This window comes from Ensifer sesbaniae, assembly GCF_013283665.1.
Classification (GTDB): domain Bacteria; phylum Pseudomonadota; class Alphaproteobacteria; order Rhizobiales; family Rhizobiaceae; genus Ensifer; species Ensifer sesbaniae.
In genome coordinates this window covers 3,388,147-3,412,060 of the sequence record NZ_JABEKU010000001.1, presented here as the reverse complement: position 1 = coordinate 3,412,060, position 23,914 = coordinate 3,388,147, and the positions used below count along the sequence as shown (strand labels likewise).

At 63.3% G+C, this 23,914-nt stretch carries 26 protein-coding genes and 1 tRNA gene; 8 read left to right on the top strand and 19 right to left on the bottom strand.

Annotated elements, in window-relative coordinates:
- Nucleotides 1-182: 182 nt before the first annotated feature.
- From rsfS to obgE, 5 genes are all read right to left on the bottom strand, one after another.
- Entirely contained in the window at nucleotides 183-629 is a 447-nt protein-coding gene (rsfS, locus tag BHMPCIPO_RS16620) for a ribosome silencing factor (RefSeq protein ID WP_173518198.1), read from the bottom strand.
- A gap of 87 nt (nucleotides 630-716) precedes the next feature.
- The gene (locus BHMPCIPO_RS16615; protein WP_173518197.1) at nucleotides 717-1,304 is read right to left on the bottom strand and encodes a nicotinate-nucleotide adenylyltransferase; all 588 of its coding nucleotides are present in this window, start codon (nucleotides 1,302-1,304) and stop codon (nucleotides 717-719) included.
- Nucleotides 1,305-1,341: 37 nt separating this feature from the next.
- A complete protein-coding gene (locus tag BHMPCIPO_RS16610) occupies nucleotides 1,342-2,625 on the bottom strand; it encodes a glutamate-5-semialdehyde dehydrogenase (protein ID WP_173517789.1) in 1,284 nt (427 codons plus the stop codon).
- Nucleotides 2,618-3,787: a glutamate 5-kinase gene (gene proB, locus BHMPCIPO_RS16605; protein ID WP_173517788.1), complete on the bottom strand. Its 1,170-nt coding sequence runs from the start codon at nucleotides 3,785-3,787 to the stop codon at nucleotides 2,618-2,620. The genes BHMPCIPO_RS16610 and proB overlap by 8 nt, the downstream gene beginning before the upstream one ends.
- A 1-nt stretch (nucleotide 3,788) precedes the next feature.
- Nucleotides 3,789-4,811: a GTPase ObgE gene (obgE, locus tag BHMPCIPO_RS16600; RefSeq protein WP_173517787.1), complete on the bottom strand. Its 1,023-nt coding sequence runs from the start codon at nucleotides 4,809-4,811 to the stop codon at nucleotides 3,789-3,791.
- 146 nt (nucleotides 4,812-4,957) lie between these two features.
- On the opposite strand from obgE, the gene BHMPCIPO_RS16595 reads away from it, so the two are divergent.
- A complete protein-coding gene (locus tag BHMPCIPO_RS16595) occupies nucleotides 4,958-5,818 on the top strand; it encodes an endonuclease/exonuclease/phosphatase family protein (RefSeq protein WP_173517786.1) in 861 nt (286 codons plus the stop codon).
- A 37-nt stretch (nucleotides 5,819-5,855) separates the two neighbouring features.
- Here the strand turns inward: BHMPCIPO_RS16595 and BHMPCIPO_RS16590 are convergent, their stop codons facing one another.
- The 4 genes from BHMPCIPO_RS16590 to rplU form a co-directional block, all read right to left on the bottom strand.
- Nucleotides 5,856-6,440, bottom strand: coding sequence for a GNAT family N-acetyltransferase (locus BHMPCIPO_RS16590; RefSeq protein WP_173517785.1), 585 nt, complete (start codon nucleotides 6,438-6,440; stop codon nucleotides 5,856-5,858).
- Entirely contained in the window at nucleotides 6,437-7,069 is a 633-nt protein-coding gene (locus tag BHMPCIPO_RS16585; protein ID WP_173517784.1) for a GNAT family N-acetyltransferase, read from the bottom strand. Before BHMPCIPO_RS16585 ends, BHMPCIPO_RS16590 begins: the two co-directional genes overlap by 4 nt.
- Before the next feature lie 127 nt (nucleotides 7,070-7,196).
- Nucleotides 7,197-7,466 carry a 50S ribosomal protein L27 gene (gene rpmA / locus BHMPCIPO_RS16580; RefSeq protein WP_037470908.1) on the bottom strand — a complete coding sequence of 90 codons (270 nt, stop codon included), beginning with the start codon at nucleotides 7,464-7,466 and terminating at the stop codon, nucleotides 7,197-7,199.
- A 33-nt stretch (nucleotides 7,467-7,499) separates the two neighbouring features.
- The gene (gene rplU, locus BHMPCIPO_RS16575; RefSeq protein ID WP_057254969.1) at nucleotides 7,500-7,874 is read right to left on the bottom strand and encodes a 50S ribosomal protein L21; all 375 of its coding nucleotides are present in this window, start codon (nucleotides 7,872-7,874) and stop codon (nucleotides 7,500-7,502) included.
- Between the two features lie 291 nt (nucleotides 7,875-8,165).
- On the opposite strand from rplU, the gene BHMPCIPO_RS16570 reads away from it, so the two are divergent.
- A tRNA-Ser gene (locus tag BHMPCIPO_RS16570) sits at nucleotides 8,166-8,255 on the top strand.
- Between the two features lie 120 nt (nucleotides 8,256-8,375).
- On the opposite strand, the gene BHMPCIPO_RS16565 is transcribed toward BHMPCIPO_RS16570, so the two are convergent.
- The 4 genes from BHMPCIPO_RS16565 to BHMPCIPO_RS16550 form a co-directional block, all read right to left on the bottom strand.
- Nucleotides 8,376-10,052, bottom strand: coding sequence for a flotillin family protein (locus BHMPCIPO_RS16565; RefSeq protein WP_173517783.1), 1,677 nt, complete (start codon nucleotides 10,050-10,052; stop codon nucleotides 8,376-8,378).
- Between the two features lie 33 nt (nucleotides 10,053-10,085).
- Nucleotides 10,086-10,715: an OB-fold-containig protein gene (locus BHMPCIPO_RS16560; protein WP_173517782.1), complete on the bottom strand. Its 630-nt coding sequence runs from the start codon at nucleotides 10,713-10,715 to the stop codon at nucleotides 10,086-10,088.
- A gap of 5 nt (nucleotides 10,716-10,720) precedes the next feature.
- Nucleotides 10,721-11,854 (bottom strand): PspA/IM30 family protein, encoded by a 1,134-nt coding sequence (locus tag BHMPCIPO_RS16555; protein ID WP_173517781.1) that lies wholly within the window; start codon nucleotides 11,852-11,854, stop codon nucleotides 10,721-10,723.
- A gap of 161 nt (nucleotides 11,855-12,015) precedes the next feature.
- Nucleotides 12,016-12,525, bottom strand: coding sequence for a hypothetical protein (locus BHMPCIPO_RS16550; protein ID WP_173518196.1), 510 nt, complete (start codon nucleotides 12,523-12,525; stop codon nucleotides 12,016-12,018).
- Between the two features lie 404 nt (nucleotides 12,526-12,929).
- On the opposite strand from BHMPCIPO_RS16550, the gene BHMPCIPO_RS16545 reads away from it, so the two are divergent.
- Entirely contained in the window at nucleotides 12,930-13,091 is a 162-nt protein-coding gene (locus BHMPCIPO_RS16545; RefSeq protein ID WP_173517780.1) for a hypothetical protein, read from the top strand.
- A 199-nt stretch (nucleotides 13,092-13,290) separates the two neighbouring features.
- Here BHMPCIPO_RS16545 and BHMPCIPO_RS16540 read toward each other — a convergent pair whose 3' ends face one another.
- The gene (locus tag BHMPCIPO_RS16540; protein ID WP_173517779.1) at nucleotides 13,291-14,601 is read right to left on the bottom strand and encodes an amidase; all 1,311 of its coding nucleotides are present in this window, start codon (nucleotides 14,599-14,601) and stop codon (nucleotides 13,291-13,293) included.
- Nucleotides 14,602-14,861: 260 nt separating this feature from the next.
- Here BHMPCIPO_RS16540 and BHMPCIPO_RS16535 point away from each other — a divergent pair, with 260 nt between their 5' ends.
- From BHMPCIPO_RS16535 to BHMPCIPO_RS16525, 3 genes are all read left to right on the top strand, one after another.
- On the top strand, nucleotides 14,862-16,424 hold the full coding sequence (locus BHMPCIPO_RS16535) for an alkaline phosphatase D family protein (RefSeq protein ID WP_173517778.1): 1,563 nt from the start codon (nucleotides 14,862-14,864) through the stop codon (nucleotides 16,422-16,424).
- A 199-nt stretch (nucleotides 16,425-16,623) separates the two neighbouring features.
- Nucleotides 16,624-18,450, top strand: a complete 1,827-nt coding sequence (gene typA / locus BHMPCIPO_RS16530) for a translational GTPase TypA (protein WP_173517777.1) — start codon at nucleotides 16,624-16,626, stop codon at nucleotides 18,448-18,450.
- Nucleotides 18,451-18,776: 326 nt separating this feature from the next.
- A complete protein-coding gene (locus tag BHMPCIPO_RS16525; protein ID WP_173517776.1) occupies nucleotides 18,777-19,283 on the top strand; it encodes a GNAT family N-acetyltransferase in 507 nt (168 codons plus the stop codon).
- Between the two features lie 39 nt (nucleotides 19,284-19,322).
- Here BHMPCIPO_RS16525 and BHMPCIPO_RS16520 read toward each other — a convergent pair whose 3' ends face one another.
- Nucleotides 19,323-19,922 (bottom strand): hypothetical protein, encoded by a 600-nt coding sequence (locus BHMPCIPO_RS16520; protein ID WP_173517775.1) that lies wholly within the window; start codon nucleotides 19,920-19,922, stop codon nucleotides 19,323-19,325.
- A gap of 158 nt (nucleotides 19,923-20,080) precedes the next feature.
- Here BHMPCIPO_RS16520 and ppa point away from each other — a divergent pair, with 158 nt between their 5' ends.
- Nucleotides 20,081-20,614: an inorganic diphosphatase gene (ppa, locus tag BHMPCIPO_RS16515; protein WP_173517774.1), complete on the top strand. Its 534-nt coding sequence runs from the start codon at nucleotides 20,081-20,083 to the stop codon at nucleotides 20,612-20,614.
- A gap of 57 nt (nucleotides 20,615-20,671) precedes the next feature.
- Here ppa and BHMPCIPO_RS16510 read toward each other — a convergent pair whose 3' ends face one another.
- Entirely contained in the window at nucleotides 20,672-20,989 is a 318-nt protein-coding gene (locus BHMPCIPO_RS16510) for a DUF167 domain-containing protein (protein WP_173517773.1), read from the bottom strand.
- Between the two features lie 2 nt (nucleotides 20,990-20,991).
- Nucleotides 20,992-21,285 (bottom strand): YggT family protein, encoded by a 294-nt coding sequence (locus tag BHMPCIPO_RS16505; RefSeq protein WP_113535285.1) that lies wholly within the window; start codon nucleotides 21,283-21,285, stop codon nucleotides 20,992-20,994.
- 134 nt (nucleotides 21,286-21,419) lie between these two features.
- Here BHMPCIPO_RS16505 and BHMPCIPO_RS16500 point away from each other — a divergent pair, with 134 nt between their 5' ends.
- Nucleotides 21,420-22,661 (top strand): MFS transporter, encoded by a 1,242-nt coding sequence (locus BHMPCIPO_RS16500; protein WP_173517772.1) that lies wholly within the window; start codon nucleotides 21,420-21,422, stop codon nucleotides 22,659-22,661.
- A gap of 29 nt (nucleotides 22,662-22,690) precedes the next feature.
- On the opposite strand, the gene BHMPCIPO_RS16495 is transcribed toward BHMPCIPO_RS16500, so the two are convergent.
- Both BHMPCIPO_RS16495 and BHMPCIPO_RS16490 read right to left on the bottom strand, forming a co-directional pair.
- Nucleotides 22,691-23,431 carry a glutamine amidotransferase gene (locus tag BHMPCIPO_RS16495; RefSeq protein WP_173517771.1) on the bottom strand — a complete coding sequence of 247 codons (741 nt, stop codon included), beginning with the start codon at nucleotides 23,429-23,431 and terminating at the stop codon, nucleotides 22,691-22,693.
- Nucleotide 23,432: 1 nt separating this feature from the next.
- The gene (locus BHMPCIPO_RS16490) at nucleotides 23,433-23,912 is read right to left on the bottom strand and encodes a tellurite resistance TerB family protein (protein WP_173517770.1); all 480 of its coding nucleotides are present in this window, start codon (nucleotides 23,910-23,912) and stop codon (nucleotides 23,433-23,435) included.
- Nucleotides 23,913-23,914 lie beyond the last annotated feature (2 nt).

Sequence of the window (23,914 nt, the reverse complement as noted above, 5' to 3'; positions counted from 1 at the left end):
GCGTTCATGGAGCCTTGCAGCGTCGTTGCGCGCCTTGTCCGGTTAACGGCCCTGAAGGTCACGATCAGTCGCAACAAACTTCCGGCTGAAAGCGCCGCTCAAGACGGCGACAGCCCTTCAAATTCATGCATGACCGCAACTCGGCTCGTCCGGCATTCAGTTGCGCGGCGACCCGGTCGGTCTCAATGCAGGGTGCCGTCCTCGATCTCAGGAGCTGCCCACATCTTCTCGATGTTGTAGAACTCCCGGATCTCCGGCCGGAAAATGTGAACGATCACATCACCGGTGTCGATCAGCACCCAATCACCGCCTTCCAGACCTTCGACACGGGCGTTGCCAAAGCCCCCGTCTTTGAGGTCGGTCGTCAGGTGATCGGCAATGGCCATCACATGCCTGTTCGATCGCCCGGAGACCACGACCATGAAGTCTCCCAGCGCCGACTTTCCGGCAATGTTGATGCTGACGATATCTTCTGCCTTCGAGTCCTCTAGGCTTTCGAGGACCAGTTGAAGCGCACGGACAGCGGCTTCGTCGCTCGATCCCGTGCTGCGCGGGAATGCGGAAACCGCATATCCCTTGGCGTGTGCTGTTGTCAGGGTCTTTCCTTTCCATATGAACAGAACAGGCACTTTCGATTCGAACAAAGATCGAACCGTCCATGAATTTAGGCATCAAACCGTAGCGGTTTCAAGACAGCAGATCTGATTCCCAGGAAATCATACTCCGCCCGCAGCCCGAAGCGCGGTCGAGCTCATCGACGAGCGCGGTCCGTGAATGAAGGTCCAGGCGGGAGCTGCGTGATAGGCGAGGCGGCGTGCGTCGTCCTCGTCGATGCGCGCCTGGTCGAAGGTCTTGGCCATGCGCGAGGAGAGGTAGGCGAGCGTCGAACCCGGCCGGTCGATGACGGCGATCGGGAAGGTGCGGGCGATCTTCTGCCAGTTCTGCCAGCGGTGAAAGTTCTTCAGGTTATCGGCGCCCATGATCCAGACGAAGCGAATGTCGCGATTGCGGGCGCGCACGATCTCCAGCGTGCGGGCCGTATAGCTCTGCCCGAGCGCCTGTTCGAAGGCCGTCACCTTGATGCGGGGGTTGCGCGCGATCGTTTCGCTCATGGCGATGCGGTCGGCGAGCGGCGCCAGATCGTTGTGGTCCTTGAGCGGGTTGCCGGGCGTCACCATCCACCAGAGCTGGTCGAGCCCGAGCCGCTGGATGGCCGTATCGGCCACCAGCACATGGCCCTGATGCGGCGGGTTGAAGGATCCACCGAAGAGGCCGACCACCATGCCGCTTTCGACATGGGGCATGCGCAGGTAGCGGGCGTTCACCTTGCCCGCCGTCACCTCAGGGCCTGACCTGTCCAGCACCGCGCACCCGATACTTGAAGGATGTCAACTGCTCGACGCCGACGGGGCCGCGCGCATGCATCTTGCCGGTGGCAATGCCGATCTCGCCGCCCATGCCGAACTCGCCGCCATCTGCAAACTGCGTCGAGGCGTTGTGCAGCAGGATCGCGGAATCGATCTCCGAGAAGAAACGTTCGACCACCGCAGGATCCTCGGCGATCACCGCTTCCGTATGCGCCGAAGACCAGGTGCAGATGTGTTCGATGGCGCCGGAAATGCCGTCGACCAGCTTCACCGAGATGATGGCGTCGAGATACTCCGTCGCCCAGTCCTCATCGGTTGCGGCCTTCAGTCCGTCGACAGACCCTGCGAGTTCATCCGACACCCGCACTTCGCAGCCGGCCGCAAGCAGGGCGCTCAGCAGCGGCTTGGCCAGCCGCTCGACGTCGTTGCGGTCGATCAGCAGCGTTTCGGCCGCGCCGCAGATGCCGGTGCGACGCATCTTGGCGTTGACGACGATCTTTTCCGCCATGGCAAGGTCGGCCGAGGCGTCGACATAGATGTGGCAGAGGCCCTCGAGATGAGCGAAGACCGGCACGCGCGCCTCGCTCTGGACGCGGGCGACGAGGCTCTTGCCGCCGCGCGGGACGATGACGTCGATGGTGCCGCCGAGCCCGGAAAGCATGGCGCCGACGGCGGCGCGATCGGCGACCGGCACCATCTGGATGGCGTGTTCGGGCAGGCCGGCGGCCTTCAGCCCTTCGACGAGGCAGGCGTGGATCGCGCGCGAGGAATGGAAGCTGTCGGAGCCGCCGCGCAGGATCACGGCATTGCCCGCCTTGAGGCAGAGCGCGCCGGCGTCGGCGGTTACGTTCGGCCGGCTTTCATAGATGACGCCGATGACGCCGAGCGGCGTGCGCACGCGCTCGATATGCAAGCCGTTCGGCCGGTCCCATTCGGCGATCACGTCGCCGACCGGATCCTTGAACTCGGCAATCGCGCGAATGCCGTTCGCCATGTCGCGGATGCGGCCTTCGGTGAGCGTCAGGCGGTCGATGAAGGCACTGGCGACGCCGGTCTTGCGGGCGTTTTCGAGGTCGATCGCATTGGCGGCGAGGATCTCGTCCTTGCGCGCAAGGATGGCGTCGGCCATGGCGATCAAGGCGGCGTGCTTGCGTTCGGCGCTGGCGACGGCAAGCGGACGGCTGGCGGCCTTGGCTCGGCGGCCGATCTCCAGCATGACGCTTTCGACGTCGTCCTTGTTCTTCACCTCGTCAAGCATGGACCTCATCCTTCCGGCTGCCCTCGTCTTGGGCGCGTTTTCCGGTCATCACCATATCATCGCGGTGCACCATGGCGGCGCGGCCGGCATAGCCGAGGATCGCGGCGATCTCGGCCGATTTCTTGCCGGCGATCTGGCGAGCCTCGTCGGCGTCGTAGCCGGCGAGGCCGCGGGCGATCTCGCGGCCCGATACGCCAAGAATGGCGATCGTGTCGCCGCGGCTGAAGCTGCCGGTGACGTTGCGGACACCGGCCGGCAGCAGGCTCTTGCCCGAGCGCAGCGCCTCTTCGGCGCCGGCGTCGACGCTGAGCGTTCCGGCCGGCAGCAATTGCCCGGCGATCCAGGTCTTGCGCGCGGTCACCGGCGAACCGGACGGGGCAAACCAGGAGGAGCGGGCGCCTTCCTCGATCGCGGCGAGCGGATGGTTCGGCTTGCCGGAAGCGATGATCATGGCGCAGCCCGCGGTCGTCGCGATCTTGCCGGCATCGATCTTGGTGCGCATGCCGCCGCGTGAAAGCTCGGAGGCCGCACCGCCGGCCATCGCTTCGATTTCGGGCGTGATCTCGGCGATCGTTTCCAGGAAGCGGGCGTTCGGGTCGAGATGCGGCGGGGCGGTGTAGAGCCCGTCGATATCGGAGAGCAGCACCAGCAGGTCGGCGCCGACCATGGTGGCGACGCGGGCGGCGAGGCGATCATTGTCGCCATAGCGGATTTCCGTGGTTGCCACGGTGTCGTTCTCGTTGATGATCGGCACGGCACCGAGCTTCAGCAACTGGTTGATCGTTGCGCGGGCATTGAGATAGCGGCGGCGCTCCTCGGTATCGCCGAGGGTCAGCAGCACCTGGCCGGCAACGATGGCGTCGGTCGAAAGGCTCTCCGACCAGGCGCGCGCCAGCGCGATCTGGCCGACGGCGGCGGCCGCCTGGCTTTCTTCCAGCTTCAGCGCGCCGGACGGCAGCTTCAGCACCGTGCGACCGAGCGCGATTGCGCCTGACGAAACGACCAGCACCTCGACGCCTTTGGCCTTGAGGCCGGCGATATCGGCGCACATCGCGTCGAGCCAGGATTTCTTCAGCCCTGTCGCGCGATCGACGAGGAGTGCCGAGCCAATCTTGATGACGACCCGGCGATACTTCAGGAGCGGCTTGCGGGTCTTGGTCATCTCAGACGTTCTCCTCGCCGGACTCTTCGCCTGCCTTCGCAGCGACGATGACGCCACGAAGGGCCCTCAGCGCTTCGGTCATGCCCTTGCCGACGGCGGCGGAGAGCAAGAGCGGCGGCGAGCCGCAGGCCTTCGCCAGAGCCTTGCTCTTTGCCTTCAACTCGTCCTCGTCCAGCACGTCGATCTGCGACAGCGCCACGATCTGCGGCTTGTCCTCAAGGCCGCCGCCATAGGCTTCGAGCTCGTGTTTCACCGTCCTGTAGGCCTTGGCGACATCTTCTTCCTGGGCCGAAACCAGGTGCAGCAGCACGCGGGTGCGCTCGACATGGCCGAGGAAGCGGTCGCCGATGCCGACGCCTTCATGCGCCCCTTCGATCAGGCCCGGGATGTCGGCGATGATGAACTCGTTGCCGTCGATGGTGGCGACGCCGAGATTGGGATGCAGCGTCGTGAAGGGATAGTTGGCGATCTTCGGACGCGCGCGGGTGCAGGCGGCGAGGAAGGTCGACTTGCCGGCATTCGGCAGGCCGACGAGGCCGGCGTCGGCGATCAGCTTCAGCCGCAGCCAGAGGGTCTTCTCGTCGCCTTCGAGGCCCGGATTGGCCCAGTTCGGCGCCTGATTGGTGGACGACTTGAAATGCGCGTTGCCGAAGCCGCCATTGCCGCCGGCGGCTAGCCGGTAGCGCTGGCCCTCGGCCACCATGTCGACGATCAGGGTCTCGTTGTCTTCCTCGAAGATCTGCGTGCCGACCGGTACCTTCAGCGTCACGTCGTCGCCGCCGGCGCCGGTGCGGTTGCGGCCCATGCCATGCTGGCCGGTCTTGGCCTTGAAGTGCTGCTGGTAGCGGAAGTCGATCAGCGTGTTGAGACCGTTGACGGCCTCCACCCAGACGTCGCCGCCGCGACCGCCATCGCCGCCGTCCGGTCCGCCGAATTCGATGAACTTCTCGCGCCGGAACGAGACGGCGCCTGCGCCGCCGTCGCCGGAGCGGATATAGACTTTCGTTTCGTCGAGAAATTTCATTGGGCTGCCATCTGTTCGGTAAAGGTGCGCGGTCTTAGTTCATGGTGAGAGCGGGATGCGGGCGGAAAACCGCATACACTTTTCCTCATCCCGCTTTATTTTGCCGCCATCGATATAGGCGGTTTATTCGGAGGTCAAAGAATATCGTGCGGTTTGTCAGCTACAACATCCAATACGGCATCGGTCTCGACGGCCGCTTCGATCCCGAAAGGATCGCGGCCTCGATCGGGGACGCCGATATCATCGCGCTGCAGGAAGTGACGCGCGGCTTCCACCGCAACGATCACGTCGATCTCGTCGCTCGCTTCGGAAAGCTGTTCCCGGGTCATTTCGCGGTCTTTCACGCGCCTTGCGACATCGACATCGGCTCGGCGATCGAAGACGGGCGGGCCGTCAGCCGCCGCTTTCAATTCGGCAACATGATCCTGTCGCGCTGGCCGATCCTTTCGACGCGGCCGATCCCCCTGCCGCGCACCCGCACGATCAGCCCGATGAACCTGCAGCGCGGTGCGACCGAAGCGTTGATCGCGACGCCCGGCGGTCCGCTCCGGGTCTATTCCGTACATCTCGACCATGTGCTGCCGGCAGAGCGCATCGCCCAGATCCGCTATCTCAAGGACCGGCTGCTCGGCTATCCGCTCGAAGGCGGCGCAATCACCGGGGCGGCCGATTTCGGCCTGGCCGAGCCGCCGCATCCGGAAGACTTCGTCGTCATGGGCGATTTCAACATGGAGCCCGAGACGCCGGAATACAACACCATGGTCGGTTCGCGCGACGCCTACTACGGTCGCTCGCTGCGGCTCGAGAACCCGGTCGATGCGCTCGCCCATCTCGGTCGGCTGACGCCGGAAAGCTACAGCTGGATTCATCCCGAAAACCCCGAAAGACGCATGCATCTCGACTATTGTTTCCTGAGCGCCGGCCTTGTTTCGCGGCTGACGGACGCCTGGATTGACTATGACGCCAAGGGCTCCGACCACCTGCCTGTCGGCTTCACGCTCGCATGATAAATCCCCCGCGAAGTGAGCTTCGCGGGGGTGTCTTTCAATGTGGTCGACGCAGATCGGCAGCGGTCAGCCGCGTTTCGATATGCGCGACCATGGCATTGCGGGCGAGTGCGTAGACCTGGCTGCAGCCGGTGATCTGGAACCCGATCTTCTCCTGCACCTTCAGCGAGCTCGGATTGTCGGCAAAGACGCCCGAATGCAGCGTCGTTTCCGGCATGCGGCGCAAGAAGCGTTCGACCGCCGCATAGGTCGCTTCGGAGGCAAAGCCCTTGCCCCAGTAGAACCGGTTTAGCCAGTAGCCGACATGCCATTGGCCGTGCCGGAGCTCGATGCCGACACAGCCGATATGCACGTCGTCGCCCGTGGTGACGGCGAAGGTCCAGTCGGGCGTCAGCCCCGAGGTCTGCGCGGTCAACCAGTCGAGCGCATCCTGCAGATCGTAAGGCGCCGGCACGCGCGCCAGCATGCGCGCCACCTGGAAATCGCCGAGCGACTGGGCGATCGCCTCGGCGTCATCTCGCCGGTGCGGGCGCAGGATGAGGCGCTTCGTCTCGATGACCGGGCAGGGGCCCGGACCGGGGCGGGCGACGAGCCGCTGGCGTTCGGAAACGAGCGCGTTCATCGCATGCCTCCCCAGCTTCTCAAGGAGACCCAGGTCTTGCGGTCGAGCCGGTACCACTCGACGGCGATCGAGCCGCCGAGCGCCAGGCTGCCGACCATGCCGCTGCCCTGGAACTGGAAGCCGCACTTCTGGATGACCCGGCGGGACGCCAGATTCATGACCCGGCAGCGCGCATCGATCTGGTCGATGTCGCGGGTGCGGAAGGCCATGTCGGTCAGGACCTGGGCGGCCTCGGTGGCAAAACCCTGGTTCCAGTAAGGCTCGCCCAGCCAGTAGCCGAGTTCCGCCGTCTTGCCGTCCGGATGCGGCTCGATACCGCAGCAACCGAGAAATGCGCCGTTGTCCGCCTTGGTAATCGCGTAGACGCACTTGCCAATCGTGCCGGCTTTCGCGCGTCGCACGAAGTCGGCGGCATCGGCCGTCGTGTACGGGTGCGGCATGCGCGAGACCATGGTCGCGACATTGGCATTGTTGGCAAGATGGGCAAGGGCGTCGATATCGTCTTCATGAGGGGCGCGCAGAACGAGCCTGGGTGACAACAATATCGGGCAATCGGTCCTTGACCGTTGGGGCCTCAGCCTCTGCTCGGGAGACCGGGATTGGTCTTCCCTCAACAACTCGGTTTGCATGGTTTCCTCCAGAAACGAAAAAGGGGAGTTGGGTCTTGCCCCATCTCCCCTTTTCAAGTCTGGCCTGGAACCATCAGGTGCGTCAGCCGGGTCGATGAGACGCCGGCTGTTTTAGAGCGCTACCGGCTTATTCCGCTGCTTCGGCTTTCGGCATTACAGACACGTACACGCGGCCATTGGCCTTCGTACGGAAGTCCACGTTGCCGGCCGTAAGTGCAAAAATCGTGTGGTCCTTACCGAGGCCGACATTGGCGCCCGGATGCCACTTCGTGCCGCGCTGGCGCACGATGATGTTGCCTGCAACGACGTTTTCGCCGCCGAACTTCTTCACGCCAAGGCGCTTGGACTCAGAATCGCGACCGTTACGCGACGAACCGCCAGCTTTTTTGTGTGCCATTGGTGTTCTCCTTTAAACCTTAGATCCAGGAACTCAGTTTGCAGCGGCTTCGGCGGCAGCTTCGGTCTTCTTCGAAGCCTTCTTCGCCTTGCCACCGGCAGCAGCGATGTCCAGGATGCGGACGGTCGTCTGGTGCTGGCGGTGACCGCGCGAGCGCTTGGAGTTCTGGCGGCGACGCTTCTTGAAGGCGATGACCTTCTTGGCGCGGCCCTGTTCCACAACTTCAGCGCTGACAACGGCGCCTTCGACAAACGGAGCACCGATGGTTGCATCGGCGCCGACGCCGACCATCAGGATCTCGGTGAATTCGATCTTGTCGCCTGCAACGCCTTCCAGCTTTTCGATGGTGAGGACGTCGTTGGCGGCCACGCGGTACTGCTTACCGCCGGTCTTGATGACTGCGAACATTCTTTATCCTTTCATGTTCGATCCGGCTCTTTGCCCAAGGACAAGGCCGTCTTTTTGTCAGTCGACAGGTAAAGTGGAGACTTATAGGTTTCCACCAGTGAAAGGGCGCAAATCACACCCGATGCGGAGCAGCCAGGCCACACCACTTCATTGCGCGGATTACGGGAATCGCGCGTGTGTGTCAAGGCGAAAGCAACAGGGCCGTTACATATTCTTCAAACAGGCACTTGCCAGCACCCGAATCTGCCGCTATGAACCCGACCGCGCTCACCGAGCGCCAACCAGTTATGCGGAGAGGTGGCAGAGTGGTTGAATGCACCGCACTCGAAATGCGGCATAGGTGCAAGCCTATCGGGGGTTCGAATCCCCCCCTCTCCGCCAGACTCTTCTTTTATCTCGCCACAGTATGATGTCACGGGGCAGCCCCACTTTGGGGGGGCGGTCTTGCACGACGTTTGATCCCCGGCCCCTCGCAAGGCCAAGGATCGGATCCGTCCTGCATCACTTCTTCGGTGATTTCTCCGCGGGCGTTGGAGCGGCCTGCAGGTCGCCGAGGAGCGACGAAATGGCGTTTTCGCCGTTGAAGCCGGCTTCCTTCAAGAGTTGATCGAGCACCGGTTTATTGGCCTGGTAGGCGAGCAATTGACCCGCCAGGCCGTCGCCGAGTCCGATTCCGTTGGTGGTGCCTTCGCCGCTGGCTCCGCGTCCCAGCAGGCCGCCGGTGTCGAAGATGCGGATGTCGGAGATCTTCTCGATCGGCTTGACCGCCTCGGCCAGCGCTTCGGGAATGATGCGGATGCGTTCGCGCAGGATTTCGAACTCGATGATCGCAGAACTCAGCTTGTTGCGGGCTTCGTTGAGCAGCGCTTCGCTTTCCGCTGCGGCCTTGCCGGTTTCGAGCACGCCCTTGGCCTTGATGATCGCGGCGTCGGCCTCGGCGGTGGCAAGCGTCTTGATCGCATCGGCCTGGTCGAGGGCCGCCTGCTTTTCGGCTTCGGCGCCGACGGTCACGGCCGTTGCTTCAGTTTCGGCATTCTTGCGCGCGTCGATGACGGCGATCTGGCGTTCACGTTCGGCGATTTCCACGGCCTTTGCGGTTTCTACCTTTTCTTCCGCGGCAATCGCCAGCGCACGGGCGGTTTCAGCCTTGGCCTTGGCTTCCGATTCCTCTCGGCTCTTGTTGGCGACGGCAATGGCGCTTTCCTGGGAAACGATCTGCAGGTCGCGCTTGGCTTCCGTGTCGCGCTGCTGCACGGCGCGGGTGGCATCGATGTTGGCGCTTTCACGCGCTTGCTTGGCGAGCGCTTCGCGTTCAGCGATCGCCTGTTCGGCGGCGATGCGGGCCTCTTCCTCGGCGCGCTTGGCCGCCTGTTCCTGCTGCGCGGTTTCGGCGCGCGTGGCGGCCGATTTGTTGGCGATGTCGCGTTCCTGGTTCAGTTCCGCCTCGCGCTTGGTGCGCTCGATGGTCAGCGATTGCTGACGGGCTTCCAGGTCTTTCTGAGCGATGGCGACTTCGGTGTCGCGCACGATCTCGTTGCGCTCTTTCTTGCGGCCCTCGGTGATGCGGGTCAGCGCCGCAAGACCATGGGCGTCGAAGAAGTTGTTGGCATTGAAATGCTTGATATCCGTCTGGTCGAGACGGGTGAGCGAAACGGATTCGAGTTCGAGACCGTTCGATTGCAGGTCGGCACCGACCGCCTCCTGCACCGCCTTGACGAAATCCATGCGCTGTTCCTGCAGCGCGTCGAGGCTCATGGTGGCGGCGACGGAGCGCAGACCGTCGACGAACTTCGCCTCGATCAGCACGCGCAACTGCTCCGCATCATTGGTGCGGTCGCCAAGCGTCTGGGCCGCAAGCGCGATCGAGGAGGCATCGGGCTTCACGCGGACATAGAATTCCGCGCCGATATCCACGCGCATACGATCCTTGGTGATCAGCGCGTCGCCCTCGCCGCGGCGAACCTCGAGGCGAAGCGTCTTCAGGTTGACGCGGGCGATCGAGTGGAAGATCGGAAGCACGATGGAGCCTCCGTCGAGGACCACCTTCTGGCCGCCGAGGCCGGTGCGCACATAGGCTTCGTCGCGGCTCGAGCGGGTATAGAGCGATGCAAGAACAAAGCCGATGCCGAGGATCAGGACAATGCCGATGCCGGCCGGCACCAAGAGTTCGTAAAACATGGTTGCTCCGTGAGGATGAAGGATCGGGGAGAATTAAGGATTGGGCGGCGTCAAAAGGTCTGACGGCGCGGATATCGCAATGAAAATGTCGGAAACGCGATCGACGACGAGGACCTGTGCGCCGATGGCGATCGGTTGCTCGTTACGGGCGGCCCGTGCGCGCAGCACATGCCAGTTGCCGTGGCGATCCTTCAGGCGGATGCGTCCCGGCAGGCCCTGGTCCAGCGGACCGACCGTGACTTCGCCGCTGCGGCCGACGAAATCGCCGAGATCGACGACATAGCTTTCGTCACGCGGGACGATCTTCGCCACCCACCGGCTCGACGTGCGGACGGCGGGGAACGAGAGCGCAAGCGCCGGCAGGGCTGCTGCAAGCGCCGGCAACGGCACCCACAAGGCTCCTGCCACCGCCTGAATGACAAAACCGGTCATAGCGAAGAGGCCGAGGAAAAGCATCAGCAGAACAAGCAGCGGCACGCCACCGACATTGAACCAGGACATCAGGCCGCCCAGCGCGTTGTGGTCGTCCAGCCAGGCCTTGTCGATCGCCTCGCCCAGCGAAAAACCGAGCAGCAGGCAGAGGATCTCTATGCCGGTGAAGGCGGTCAGCATCACCGCTGCAATCGCGAATGGCAGGGATTCTGGAGCGAGGAAGAACTGCATGGGCGTCAGTGCTGCTTTGCCTTGAACTCAGCCAAGCGCGCCTCGATGGCCCTGTCGCGATGCAGGCGGTCGAGCTCGTCCAGTACGGCACTGTTGCTGTGTTCTCCGCCCGGAACGCCCGTTGCGCGGGAGACGGCGGCGGCGGCACGGGCGGCACCTTCCACGGGGCTCGCTTTTGCCAGGCCGGGCGCTTTGCTCTCGGGGAACTGGGCGATGCTGCGCTTGAGATCGGCAAGCCGCGCTTCGGCTTCGCGGCGGGTGGCAAGCACCGCCTGCAGCGCCTGCTGGCCCTCTTCGAGATCGGTGCGGGCGCCGGCCAGAGCCTTGTCCAGCGCGGCAAGTTGCGATTCCAGATCGATCTGGCGCGCGACACCGGCCTTGGCAAGGTCCTCGCGGGCGGCGGAGATCGCGGTCCGGATTTTTTCGTCCAGTTTCTCGAGATCGGCGCCGATTTCGTCGCGGCGGCTGAGGATGCGATATTCCTCGGCGCGCGCCTGGCCGATATCGACCCGAGCCTCTTCGGCGGCCGCGTCGATTTCGCGGAGCGCCTGTTCGACGATCACGATCTTGTTGCTGCCTTCCGCCTTGTCGATGGCGGCATTGGCGAGGCCTGCGATCAAGCGGCCCATGCGGGAGAGGATGCCTTCATTCGTCATCGTTTTCTTCTCCGTTCGGTCGGAATGCGTGGTGACGCCGATGTGGATCTGGTAGCCGCCGTTTTGTGCAGCGAGCTGGGCGGCGAAGATATTCAAGGTGCCGGGCGAATAGCCGGCGACATCGTATGGGATCGCGACGCGACCGCGCACGGTGGCAACGGTCAGGTCCGACGGGCCCTTGAGCGTAAAAAGCTTGTCGTCCAGAGGCAGCCTGTCGGCGCTGGCCACCTGTCCCCGGTTCGCCGCGAAATCGCGCAGGCCCAGCGTGACCATCCGCGCCGGAAGCCCCGTGCGCTCCCGGACTGTTTCGTAAGCAAGCTCGTGCAGCGTTACGAGATTGGCCCCCGCCTTTTGACCAGCGAGTTCATTGAGCATTGCCAGCATGTTGGCGTAAGCAACGAAGGTTTCCTCCAGAGCGTGCCTGGCCTCCTCGTCAGGCGCGAGATCGTAACACAAGATCGACGTGTGGTTGCTCTGAGCCATAAACAATTACATAAAGCACCGCTTTTGTGCTTTCAAGGATCAGCTCAGTTTTAGGTTGCAATTTTCTTACGTTGAACGCGACTACGGTTTCAGCGCTTGCAAAGCGGGACGGAACCAGCAGAGGCGGGTGACATCGGAAGCGCGAAAATCGCCCGGCGAAATCAATCCCCCTTGTTGTCCCGCAACCAAATCTCCAGCGCCGCAATCACCGACAGCCGCAGGCTTGCGCCCTTGGACAAGGCGTGGGTGAGGGACATGTCGTCGCCTGCGAAACCCATCTCGGCCATGATGTCGTTCGCGCGCATCCGGCGGCGGTTCATGACGGTGCGGATTTCGGCGATCGCTTCGGGAAGCAGGTAGCGGCCGCTGGCGATGGCGGAGGGCTGGTGCGCTGCGCGTGGCGGATCGATTTCAACCGGTGTCGTGGCCAGTTTCACGGCGTCGTTGCTGCTCAGCCAGTTCAGGAAAGCCTCGCGTTCGGCGGGGCTTGCCTTGGTCCAGGAATTCTTGAGCTTGTCGAGACGGGTGCGCTCGTCCTTGAGCCCGGCCGCGACGAGCGCCTTGCGCAGCGACGGGATGCGGCCGGAGAGCAGGTCCGCATGGATCTCAGGGAAATCGAGCTTCAGGCGCTGCATGTCACCGGTTTCGTCGCGCTTGGTTTTCTTCGACATGCTCATTCCCGCGTCGTTCGTCCAGGCCGTTTCAGCGGAAACGTCCCGTCTCCGCAGCCGTGTAAATAAGGCGAAGGGGCGCTTTCGCGTTTCTGGCGCAGCGGCGCGGATCAAGCAGCGTGCCTGAGCCGAGCTGATCTCGTCCAAGCCTCCGCCGCGCTCCGCGCTTCTGCGCGACATGCTCTAGCGTGGTCGATCGCCCGGCGCGAGCGAAATAGCCCACTATCCTCTGTCCTTTGCGGACCATTGCCGATAGAACCGGGATCGAAGCGGTGCTGCGGCGCGATATCCGATCGGTATGTTCGCTCGACGCCTTGACGTCATGCATCCAGCTTTACGCAAGTCCCTTCGCCTATCGTCACCTCAATGGCCGGGATGTGACACGGCGAATGAAGGACAATGATATGTCAAAGGATATCGAACATTACCGCGACCCATCCGATTCGATGGTCGCCCTCTATCTCGCCAACAACGACGGCGACGAACTCACCGATGCCCTGGTTGCCGCGCTTGAAGACGCGTTCCGAATTCTGCGCGACGAGATCTCCGGCGAGACGATGCACTGAAGCGGTGACGCATCCGGAAGCGTCAGCGCCAAGCGGCGTAGGCGTGCTTCGGTGGGCTCGCATTGACCACAGCGGATAAGGGGTTGTAGGGGTCCGCTTGGGTAAGCCCCCCTTGCTAACGGATGCGCTGGCTCAGGCCACCGGCCAAGCCAGGCTGCTCACAGGCCGGGGCGCCGTTGCATAGCGATCGCCTGCCACGTCAGTTATTCCGCAGCAGCGCCTCCACCGAAAGCGCGGCCGTCAGCACGGCCGCATCCGTTCCATTCTGCCCCACCAGCATCATGCCGGCCGGGCGCAAGAGGCCCGGCATCGGCAGCGTGATGGCGTTCAGGTCGAACTGGTTGGCGATCTGGCAATTGCGCAGCAACAGATCCTCCACGCGGTTGTATTCCGCCCGGTCCGCTTCGACGCTTGCGATCGGCACGGCGGCGATCGGCGTCGTCGGCAGCGCGATGAGATCGTAGGGCGAAAGCCGCTCGTCCATTGCGGCGGCGAGCCCGCGCCGTGTTTCCAGCAAGGCGGCGATGGCCGCATCGGGTACGGTGAGACGGCGCCGAAGCGGGAGCTTGACCCTGTCGTCGACGGGGGCCGCGGCGTCATTCAGCCAGCCGGCATGGATGCGGCTTGCCTCCATGCCGGCGATCGAGCCGATCCTGGTTGCTTCGCCGAGCTTCTCGATCAGGTCCTCTAGCGTGAAGTCGACGATTTCGGCGCCGGCCTTGGCCAACCGGTCGAGGCTTGCCGAGAAAGCATCGGCGATTTCGGGCGAGAGGTCTTCGAGCAGCCTTCCCCGGGGAAGGCCGATGCGAAGCCCTGCAATCGGGCGGGCGACGGGCGGTTTCGGTTGCTCGCCGGCGATCACGGCGTCAGCCATCGCGCAATCGGCAACCGTTCGCGCAAGCGGCCCGAGCGAATCGAGGACGGGCGACAGCGGAAAGGCGCCGGCGAGCGGGATGCGGCTGGCGGTCGGCTTGAAGCCGACGATGCCGTTCAGTGCCGCAGGGATGCGTATGGAGCCGCCGGTGTCGGAACCGATGGCGATGTCGCAGGTGCCTTCGGCAGCCGAAACCCCGGCGCCGGAAGATGAGCCGCCGGGGATGAGGCTCTCGTTGGTGGCGTTGCCGGGCACCGGGTAGTGCGGATTGAGGCCGACCGCGGTGAAGGCGAACTCGGTCATGTGGGTCTTGCCGATGATCACGGCACCGGCAGCGCGCAGTCGCTGGACGACGAGGGCATCTTTCTCGGCCGGGACCGCATTGCGGCGGATGATGGAGCCGGCAAGCGTCGGTTCGCCCGCAATGTCGAACAGGTCCTTGATCGAAACGATCTTGCCGTCGAGCGGACCAAGGCTCGCGCCGTCCCGTCGGCGTCGGTCGGAGGCATCGGCTTCCGCGCGGGCATTTTCCGCACAGAGGCGTACGAAGGCTTTTTCTTCGCGCCGGCGATCGTTGAGCCGGCTCAGGATCTGTTCCAGGCGGTCGCGGGCGGGAGCGTTGGCGAAGTGAGACACGATGATGACCTGTCGATTTGGTGTCGCGGCGCGGCGGCGTGAGGCGGGATCGTTGCCCGGATTCGCAGTGCGGTCAGGCGTTCTTCTTTGATAGCAGCATTGGCGGCGAAAGCCATTGCTGCGATGCCGATGAGATGGTCTCGACCTTCACCGAACTGTCGCCAAATCGTTCAAATAGTTTCATGCGGCTGTTACGTCGCTGACATCGGCATGACCAAAGGTCCGGCACGCGCGGTCGCGCTGCCGAATCGGAGGTCTGTTTGGCCGATATCCTCAAGACGCTTTCCCGGCGTTCTTTCCTGCTTTCCGCCGGTGCCGCGGGGTTCGTCGCCTCATCCGGCCTTGCAACACCCTTCTATGCCAGAGGCTACGGCCGACCGGAGTTCATTCACGGCGTGCAATCGGGCGATGTCGATACATCCTCCGGCATGATCTGGACACGAGTGGATCGACCGTCGCGCGTGTCGGTCGAATATTCGACGACCGAGAGCTTCGCCAATTCGGTTCGGCTTGCCGATCTCACGGCGACGCCCCAAACCGATTGCGCGGTCAAGTGTTCGCTCGACGGGCTGCTGCCGGACCAGGATATCTTCTACCGTTTCACCGCCACCGATCTTTATGATGTCAATCGTGTCTCCGAGCCGGTGGTCGGCCAGTTTCGCACCGCCCCTTTGCGCAAGCGCTCGGTCCGGTTTGTCTGGTCCGGCGATACCGCGGGCCAGGGCTGGGGCATCGACGATATCGGTATGAAGACTTATTCGACCATGCGGCTGCACGAGCCGGATTTCTTCATTCATTCCGGCGATACGATCTATGCCGACAATCCCATCCCCGACGAGGTCCCGCTTCGCGATGGCGGCGTCTGGAAGAACCGGGTGGTCACGCATGAGAAGCGCGACGTGGCGCGCACGCTGGAAGAATATCGCGGCCAATGGAAATACAACCTGCTCGACGAGCATGTCCGGCAGCTGAATGCCGTCTGCCCCACCTTCTATCAGTGGGATGACCATGAGGTCCTGAACAACTGGTCGGCCTCGACCGATCTTCGCGACGATCCGCGCTATCCGGAAAAGGATGTCGCCGTCTATGCCGAGCGGGCGGCGCGGGCGTTCAACGAAATGACGCCGATCCGCACGCCGGCGACGCAGCCCGGACGCATCTTCCGCAAGGTCGGTTACGGGCCGCTGCTCGACGTGTTCTTCGTCGATCTCAGGTCCTATCGCGGCGCCAACCAGGGCGAGGGCGGCGGCGCGCTGTTCGGCTGGCGGCAGGCGGACTGGCTGAAGCGCGAACTTGCCGCCTCGCGCGCGGTCTGGAAGGTGATCGCCTGCGACATGCCTGTTGGACTCGTCGTCTGGGACGATTATGCCAACAGGCGCGGTTCGGACGCGATCGCCAATGGCGACAATGGTGCGCCTCAGGGACGTGAGCGCGAATTCGCCGATCTCCTCACCTTCATCCGCGACAATGGCATCAACAACCTCGTCTGGCTGACGGCGGACGTGCACTACACCGCCGCGCATCGCTACGATCCCGAACGCGCTGCCTTCAAGGACTTCACGCCCTTCTGGGAGTTCGTGTCGGGGCCGCTTCATTCCGGCACCTATGGGCCGAAGGAACTCGACATGACCTTCGGGCCGGAGGTCCGCTTCATCAAGGCGTCCGGCGGCGGCATCGACAGCAACCTGCCGCCATCGGCCGGTCTGCAGTTCTTCGGCATCGTCGATATCAACGGCCAGACGGAGCAGATGACGGTCCGTTTGATGGACCGGCAGGACCAGGAACTCTGGCGGGTGACGCTCGATCCGGCCGCGATTGCATGACGAATCTGGTCCGGGTCGGCCGCTTCCCAAACCCTGTTTGCGAGACCCCCGGCGGGTGCAAACCCATGGCCTACCGGCATTTGAACGCGGCGCTCGTGCGCGCGCCCCCTTTCGCAATCGCAAAAAAACCTGTATGAGCGCGACCATTGAAAAAGCGGCGTGGCCCATCGGGGCTTGCCCTGAACCTCCGAGACGAAAAATGAGCATTCGTAACATCGCGATTATCGCGCACGTCGACCATGGGAAAACGACCCTTGTTGACGAGCTCCTGAAGCAGTCGGGCTCGTTCCGCGAAAACCAGCGCGTTGCCGAACGCGTCATGGACTCGAACGACCTCGAAAAAGAGCGCGGTATCACCATTCTTGCCAAGGCGACTTCGGTCGAATGGAAGGGAACCCGCATCAACATCGTCGACACCCCCGGCCACGCCGACTTCGGCGGTGAAGTCGAGCGCATCCTGTCGATGGTGGACGGCGCCATCGTTCTCGTCGACGCTTCCGAAGGCCCGATGCCGCAGACGAAGTTCGTCGTCGGCAAGGCGCTGAAGGTCGGCCTGAAGCCGATTGTCGCGATCAACAAGATCGACCGTCCGGACGGCCGCCACGAGGAAGTCATCAACGAGGTCTTCGACCTCTTCGCCAATCTCGACGCCTCCGACGAGCAGCTCGACTTCCCGATCCTCTACGGTTCGGGTCGCGATGGCTGGATGAACGTCGCTCCCGAAGGTCCGAAGGACCAGGGCATGGCGCCGCTACTCGATCTCGTCCTGAAGCACGTGCCGGAGCCGACGGTTGCCGACGGCCCGTTCCGCATGATCGGAACGATCCTCGAAGCCAACCCCTTCCTCGGCCGCATCATCACCGGCCGCGTTCACTCAGGCTCGGTCAAGCCGAACCAGGCCGTCAAGGTCCTCGGTCAGGACGGCAAGCTGCTCGAATCCGGCCGTATCTCGAAGATTCTTGCCTTCCGCGGCATCGAGCGTCAGCCGATCGAAGAGGCCCAGGCAGGCGACATCGTCGCGATTGCCGGCCTCACCAAGGGCACCGTCGCCGATACCTTCTGCGACCCGTCGGTCACCGAAGCACTGACCGCCCAGCCGATCGACCCGCCGACCGTCACCATGTCCTTCATCGTCAACGATAGTCCGCTTGCCGGCACCGAAGGCGACAAGGTCACGAGCCGCGTCATCCGTGACCGCCTGTTCAAGGAAGCGGAAGGCAACGTCGCGCTGAAGATCGAAGAATCGTCCGAGAAGGATTCGTTCTTCGTCTCCGGCCGCGGCGAATTGCAGCTCGCGGTCCTGATCGAGACCATGCGCCGCGAAGGCTTCGAACTGGCCGTGTCGCGTCCGCGCGTCGTCATGCACAAGGACGACAACGGCCAGCTGCTCGAGCCGATCGAAGAAGTGGTCATCGACGTCGACGAAGAGCATTCCGGCGTCGTCGTGCAGAAGATGTCGGAGCGCAAGGCCGAAATGGTCGAGCTGCGTCCGTCCGGCGGTAACCGCGTCCGCCTGGTGTTCTTCGCGCCGACCCGCGGCCTCATCGGCTACCAGTCGGAACTTCTGACCGACACCCGCGGCACGGCGATCATGAACCGCCTGTTCCACGACTACCAGCCTTACAAGGGTGAGATCGGCGGCCGCGTGAACGGCGTTCTCCTGTCGAACGACGCCGGCGAATCGGTTGCCTACGCGATGTTCAACCTGGAAGACCGCGGCCCGATGATCATCGACGCCGGCGAGAAGGTCTATGCCGGCATGATCATCGGCATCCACACCCGCGACAATGATCTGGAAGTGAACGTGCTGAAGGGCAAGAAGCTCACCAACATGCGCGCCGCCGGCAAGGACGAAGCCGTTCGCCTGACGCCGCCGATCCGCATGACGCTCGAGCGCGCGCTCTCCTGGATCCAGGACGATGAACTCGTCGAAGTGACGCCGAAGTCGATCCGCCTGCGCAAGCTGCATCTCGACCCGAACGAGCGCAAGCGCTTCGAAAAGGCCCGCACCGCCGGCGCTGCGTAAAGGAAGAATGCCCCTCATCCGCCTGCCGGCACCTTCTCCCCGCAGACGGGGAGAAGGGAAATGCCGCGCTCGCTCAAGTCCCCTCTCCCCGCTTGCGGGGACAGGGCCAGGGTGAGGGGCAGTCCCATGCTGCGACTTCGTCGACTATGAAACCCCGGAGCGATCCGGGGTTTTTTGCTGTGTGTGCCACGGATGGGCGACTTGCGGATAAAGTTAAAAAGGCGTTAACCTTCCACAGGGAGCCGTTAAAGTTGCCTGTGGGTTAACGCTGGCCGGCAACCGGGCGGGATTCCTGTTCGCCCTGTGTGCGTTTAGAGTCGCGAGTCATGAAGACTGTTTCGATCGAGGTCCGGCCTGGAGAGCCGCAGGAAGCGGCGGCGATTGCCGACGTGCACCGCGTTTCGTGGTTGCAGGCCTATGGCGGTCTCATTCCCCATCGTCCGCTGGTTCAGATGGTCAACCGCCGCGATGAAGTGTGGTGGCGCAAAGCGACGCGCGGGCCGGCGACGCTGCTCGTCGTTGACGTTGCCGGAACCATTGCCGGCTATGCAACGCTCGGCCTTAGCCGCGCCAAGGCGCTGCCGCAGGAAGGCGAGATCTACGAGATCTATCTCAGGCCGGAATATCAGGGAATCGGTCTCGGACGCATCCTCTTCGGCGAAGCCAAGAGCCTGTTGCGTTCGCTCGGCTGCCGCGGCCTCGTCGTCTGGTGCCTCGAGGACAGCGAACACGCCTACCAGTTCTTCCAGGGCGCCGGCGGCACCGATATTGCCGAAGGCATGGAAGACTTCGGCGACAAGCACCTGAAGAAGGTCGGCTTCGTCTGGAACTGATCCGCTCCGCCCTGCGGACAACCCCCTGAAATCGAGGGCTTATTCCGGCAGCTGATTGTTGGGCTCGGCCGCCTTGTCGCCGCGCGTGCCGTGATAGCTGGCCTTGTCGATGCCGCAGCGGAAGGTCGGCGCCACTTCGTCGGCGATCTTGCGGGCAAGGGCGTTCGGATCGGGATTGGCAAGCGCATCGACATAGCCGGCGACGCAGCCCTTGCCGTCATCCTTCTGCGCGACCTTGGAGACGACGAGGACCTGGCCCTGAAGCGCGGGGACCGAGGCGCCCGAGGCGTCCGCGTTCTCGATAAACCAGCGCAAGATCGTCGCGACCGGGGTGCCGCCCCTGGCAATCCGCCACTCCACCGTCGTGCCGGTATGGTTGAACGGGATGAAGCTCTCGAAGGCATCGTCGGCGTAGCGCTGGTTCAGGTGGCCGAAGGAGACGCTCTGGCGGATGTCGGCTTCCTTGAACCGAACAGGGTAATCGGCGTGCCCGGGGCAGGTCATCAGCACATACATGCCTTCCTCTTCCTCGATCGTCTTGCACTTGTCACGGCCGATGTCGATGTAGACGCTCTCATTGACCGTCACCGGTCCGGCGGACAACAAGACCAGCGCCACGACTGCAACCTTTCCGTTCATCGTCATCTCCCTCGAACGAGATTTGGGCACTCCAGCAAGACGTTTCGCGAAGACAAAACGAGCGGTTGAATCTGCGCTACGGACGAAAGTTATGTTGCATCGCGGCATGTTTCCCTTTATCCGACGGGCACACTTCTCAACTGACCCTGGAGTAGTCCATGCGCATCGACGCGATTTCCATCGGAAAGAATCCACCAGAAGATGTCAACGTCATCGTTGAAGTTCCCGTCGGCGGCCATCCGATCAAGTACGAGATGGACAAGGAAGCCGGCACGCTGGTCGTCGACCGCTTCCTCTACACGCCGATGACCTATCCGGGCAATTACGGCTTCGTGCCGCATACGCTCTCGGACGACGGCGACCCGATCGACGTTCTGATCTGCAACACCCGTCCGCTGGTTCCCGGCTGCGTCATCAACGTCCGCCCGATCGGCGTGATGATGATGGAAGACAATTCCGGCCAGGATGAAAAGATCATCGCCGTGCCGTCGTCGCACCTGACCAAGCGTTACGACAAGGTTGTCGAATACACCGACCTGCCGGAAATCACGCTCAAGCAGATCGAGCATTTCTTCGAGCACTACAAGGATCTGGAGCCCGGCAAGTGGGTGAAGATCTTCGGCTGGAAGGATGCTTCCACCGCCAGGCAGCTGATCAAGGAAGCCGTCGAGCGCGCCAAGGGCGCCAAGTAAGCTTCGAGCGGCGCAGTTCCGGATGGAAGACCGCTTCAGAGTTTTCCTGGAACTGCGCTACCGACCGACAAGTTCTGCAAGTCGTCTGAAAATGTCCTCCGGGTCGCCATCGATCCGGAGGATTTTTTTACGCTGCGTATCGCCTGAAATGAGGGAGAGCTTGCTCTTGGCAAGGCCGAGCTTCTTCGCGAGAAAGGCAATCAGCGCCTGGTTGGCCTTGCCTTTCTCCGGAACCGCGCTGACACGCACTTTCAGATGTTCTTCTCCGTCGGCGGCCGCTTCCAGGCCATCAATGGCATCGCGACCGCCGTTCGGCGTCAAGCGTACCGTCAGGCGAACGTGGTCGCCATGCGCGGTGAAGGCCGGGTTGGCCATCGTCAGCCAAGCAGCGCCTGTGCGATCGTCGTGTTCAGGAAGAGCTGGATGAAATAGAGGATCACCAGCACCACCAGGGGCGACAGGTCCACGCCGCCCATGTCGGGCAGCACACGGCGGATCGGGCGATAGAGCGGCTCGGTCAGCTGGTAGAGCGAGCGGCCGATCATGTTGATCGCCTGATTGTTCACGTTGATGACGTTGAACGCGTAGAGCCAGGAAAAGATGGCCGACGCGATGACCAGAAACCACGCGATGTTGATGATGAAGTTCAAGGTGCCGATAACAGCAAGCATGCCGGTCTCCAAATCGTTATTGACAGACATGTAGACATTGAGACCTAAACGAGCAAGTACGCCGGTTTATCGGGCGCGATCATGTTTAACGTGAGAACGCGTGATAACCGACCCTCAGCAGGAGTCTCTTCCGCATGTCCGCCGTTCATGCCTCGCATCGTTTTGCCGCCTTTCGGCATGTCGGCTATCGCCGTTATTTCTTCTCGCGGTTCCTGGCTTATTTCGCCATCCAGATCATCTCGGTCGCCGTCGGTTGGCAGATCTATGATCTCACCCGCGATCCCTTCGATCTCGGCCTGATCGGCCTCTTCCAGTTTCTGCCGTCCCTGGTGCTGATCCTCGTTACCGGCGCAGCTGCGGACCGCTACAACCGGCGCATGATCATGGGGATCTGCATGGTCGTCAGCACGCTCTGCGCGACGGTATTGCTGTTGCTGACCATATCCGGCTTGTTTTCACCTTGGCCGGTCTATGCGGTCCTGATCGTCTTCGGCATCGAACGCGCCTTCCTGGCGCCCGCGTCGCAGTCGCTGGCGCCCAACCTCGTGCCGCCCGAAGATCTGCCCAATGCGATTGCCTGGAATTCCACGTCCTGGCAAACGGCGATGATCGTCGGTCCGGTTGCCGGCGGCCTGATCTATGCGCTCGGCGCCGTTGCGCCCTATGCCGTCGGCGTCTGCTTCTTTCTGGCCTCGGCGCTGATGGTTTTCGCGATCCCGAAACCGGCAGCGCGCACGCAAGCCGCGGCCCAGAGCTGGGAGACGATCACCGCAGGTTTCCGCTATATCAAGGCGGAGAAGGTGGTCCTCGGCGCGATATCGCTCGATCTCTTCGCCGTGCTGCTCGGCGGTGCGGTCGCGCTGATGCCGGTCTTTGCCCGCGACATTCTCGATCTCGGTCCCTGGGGTCTCGGCCTCCTGCGCGCCGCTCCCGGCATCGGTGCCGTCAGCATGGCGGTCTGGCTGGCGGCGCACCCGATCCGCCACCGCGCCGGCTTCTACATGTTCACCGGGGTGGCGCTCTTCGGGCTCGGCACCGTTGTCTTCGGTCTTTCGGCGACGCCCTGGATCTCGATCGCCGCGCTCGTCGTCATGGGCGCTGCGGACATGATCTCGGTCTATGTGCGTGAAATCCTGATCACGCTCTGGACGCCGGACGAGCTGCGCGGCCGGGTCAACGCCGTCAACATGGTCTTCATCGGTGCATCCAACGAGCTCGGCGAATTCCGCGCCGGCATGATGGCATCCGGCTTCGGCGCCGTTTTTGCGGTGGTCTTCGGCGGCATGGGAACGCTGCTCGTGTCCGGGCTCTGGGCGCTCGGTTTCCCGCAATTGCGCAGGATCGACACGCTGGACGTGCCCGATCACCACAAGTAGCGGGCACACGGCGCAAGGGGCAGGCCGCTTTACGCTTTTGTCGGATTTGATTTCGGCCGCTCGTCGCGCAGGAAGATCAGTTCCAGGAAGTTTTCCATCCAGGTGCGCAGCGGCCCGTCGTGCTGCATGCGGCCGTCGAGATGCGCCTTGCCCACCTGGGCGCCCGGCATCTCGAAGCGGTGGGCGCCGTGCACCACCCAGCGGTGCATCATGGCGCGGGTCAGTTCGCCGTGGAACTGAATGCCCCAGGCATTGTCGCCGTAGCGGAACGCCTGGTTGGGATAGGTGTCGCCGGTCGCCAGCAGTTCGGCGCCGGCGGGCAGGTCGAAACCTTCGCGGTGGAAATGGTAGACCATGGCCGGCCAGTCCATCAGCGCCTTGCCGGCTTCGGTCGCGATGAGCGGATACCAACCGATCTCGGTCATGCCTTCATGATGCGGCGCCACGGAGCCACCGAGATTGCGCGCCAGCATCTGGGCACCGAGGCAAATGCCGAGATAGGGCTTGTTCTCCCTGAGCGGCACGGACAGCCAGTCGATCTCGCGGCGAACGAACTCTTCCTCGTCATTGGCGCTCATCGGGCCGCCGAAGATGATCGTGCCGCTGTGATGTTCCAGTGTCGGCGGCAGGTCATCGCCGAGCGCCGGCCGACGGATGTCGAGCCGAAAGCCCTTCTGCTCCAGGATCTGGCCGACACGGCCGGCGCTCGACCGCTCCTGATGCAGGATGATCAGGATCGGCTTTCGGGCGCTGGTGTCCGGCATCGGCATTTCAGTTTTCCTGTTGCGGCTCGGCTTCGACGGTGTCGCTTCTCGCCGCAGCCACCTGCCGCTGCAGCACCCGATCGCGACCGGAGACGCCGAGCAGATCGGCGATCCGCCAGATCACGTGGTCTTCCATCTCGCTGCGCTCGCCGTCGGCATAGACGATATCCCAGAGCATGCCGACGAGTTCGATCCGCTGTTCTTCCGAGAGGTGGCGCTTGATCTCGGCGGTGAACTGGTAGAAGTCGATCGCCTCGCTTTCCGCAGTCTCCCCCGCTTCGATCAGCGCGGCAAGCGAGGCATCGTCGAGCTTGTAGTGTTTCTTGATGACTGACCGCATCTTGCGCCGTTCGGACGCGAGGATCCGGCCATCGGCTTCCATCACCTGGAAACAGAGGGCGATGACGGCCACGCGCGGATCGCCATGCTCTATCCGCGTCGCCGGGCCGGTCAGGCCGTCGAGAAACGTTCGTAAGCGTTCAAGCATAT

What these genes read in the sequence shown, in the direction of transcription:
- BHMPCIPO_RS16610 (WP_173517789.1), bottom strand. Translation starts at nt 2,625, where the DNA reads ATGCTTGACGAGGTGAAGAACAAGGACGACGTCGAAAGCGTCATGCTG.
- BHMPCIPO_RS16505 (WP_113535285.1), bottom strand. Translation starts at nt 21,285, where the DNA reads ATGCTTGCTGTTATCGGCACCTTGAACTTCATCATCAACATCGCGTGG.
- BHMPCIPO_RS16495 (WP_173517771.1), bottom strand. Translation starts at nt 23,431, where the DNA reads ATGCCGATGCCGGACACCAGCGCCCGAAAGCCGATCCTGATCATCCTG.
- rplU (WP_057254969.1), bottom strand. Translation starts at nt 7,874, where the DNA reads ATGTTCGCAGTCATCAAGACCGGCGGTAAGCAGTACCGCGTGGCCGCC.
- BHMPCIPO_RS16500 (WP_173517772.1), top strand. Translation starts at nt 21,420, where the DNA reads ATGTCCGCCGTTCATGCCTCGCATCGTTTTGCCGCCTTTCGGCATGTC.
- BHMPCIPO_RS16590 (WP_173517785.1), bottom strand. Translation starts at nt 6,440, where the DNA reads ATGAACGCGCTCGTTTCCGAACGCCAGCGGCTCGTCGCCCGCCCCGGT.
- obgE (WP_173517787.1), bottom strand. Translation starts at nt 4,811, where the DNA reads ATGAAATTTCTCGACGAAACGAAAGTCTATATCCGCTCCGGCGACGGC.
- BHMPCIPO_RS16525 (WP_173517776.1), top strand. Translation starts at nt 18,777, where the DNA reads ATGAAGACTGTTTCGATCGAGGTCCGGCCTGGAGAGCCGCAGGAAGCG.
- rpmA (WP_037470908.1), bottom strand. Translation starts at nt 7,466, where the DNA reads ATGGCACACAAAAAAGCTGGCGGTTCGTCGCGTAACGGTCGCGATTCT.
- proB (WP_173517788.1), bottom strand. Translation starts at nt 3,787, where the DNA reads ATGACCAAGACCCGCAAGCCGCTCCTGAAGTATCGCCGGGTCGTCATC.
- typA (WP_173517777.1), top strand. Translation starts at nt 16,624, where the DNA reads ATGAGCATTCGTAACATCGCGATTATCGCGCACGTCGACCATGGGAAA.
- BHMPCIPO_RS16545 (WP_173517780.1), top strand. Translation starts at nt 12,930, where the DNA reads ATGTCAAAGGATATCGAACATTACCGCGACCCATCCGATTCGATGGTC.
- BHMPCIPO_RS16490 (WP_173517770.1), bottom strand. Translation starts at nt 23,912, where the DNA reads ATGCTTGAACGCTTACGAACGTTTCTCGACGGCCTGACCGGCCCGGCG.
- BHMPCIPO_RS16520 (WP_173517775.1), bottom strand. Translation starts at nt 19,922, where the DNA reads ATGAACGGAAAGGTTGCAGTCGTGGCGCTGGTCTTGTTGTCCGCCGGA.
- BHMPCIPO_RS16560 (WP_173517782.1), bottom strand. Translation starts at nt 10,715, where the DNA reads ATGCAGTTCTTCCTCGCTCCAGAATCCCTGCCATTCGCGATTGCAGCG.
- BHMPCIPO_RS16550 (WP_173518196.1), bottom strand. Translation starts at nt 12,525, where the DNA reads ATGTCGAAGAAAACCAAGCGCGACGAAACCGGTGACATGCAGCGCCTG.
- BHMPCIPO_RS16615 (WP_173518197.1), bottom strand. Translation starts at nt 1,304, where the DNA reads ATGCCCCATGTCGAAAGCGGCATGGTGGTCGGCCTCTTCGGTGGATCC.
- BHMPCIPO_RS16555 (WP_173517781.1), bottom strand. Translation starts at nt 11,854, where the DNA reads ATGGCTCAGAGCAACCACACGTCGATCTTGTGTTACGATCTCGCGCCT.
- BHMPCIPO_RS16565 (WP_173517783.1), bottom strand. Translation starts at nt 10,052, where the DNA reads ATGTTTTACGAACTCTTGGTGCCGGCCGGCATCGGCATTGTCCTGATC.
- ppa (WP_173517774.1), top strand. Translation starts at nt 20,081, where the DNA reads ATGCGCATCGACGCGATTTCCATCGGAAAGAATCCACCAGAAGATGTC.
- BHMPCIPO_RS16510 (WP_173517773.1), bottom strand. Translation starts at nt 20,989, where the DNA reads ATGGCCAACCCGGCCTTCACCGCGCATGGCGACCACGTTCGCCTGACG.
- BHMPCIPO_RS16585 (WP_173517784.1), bottom strand. Translation starts at nt 7,069, where the DNA reads ATGCAAACCGAGTTGTTGAGGGAAGACCAATCCCGGTCTCCCGAGCAG.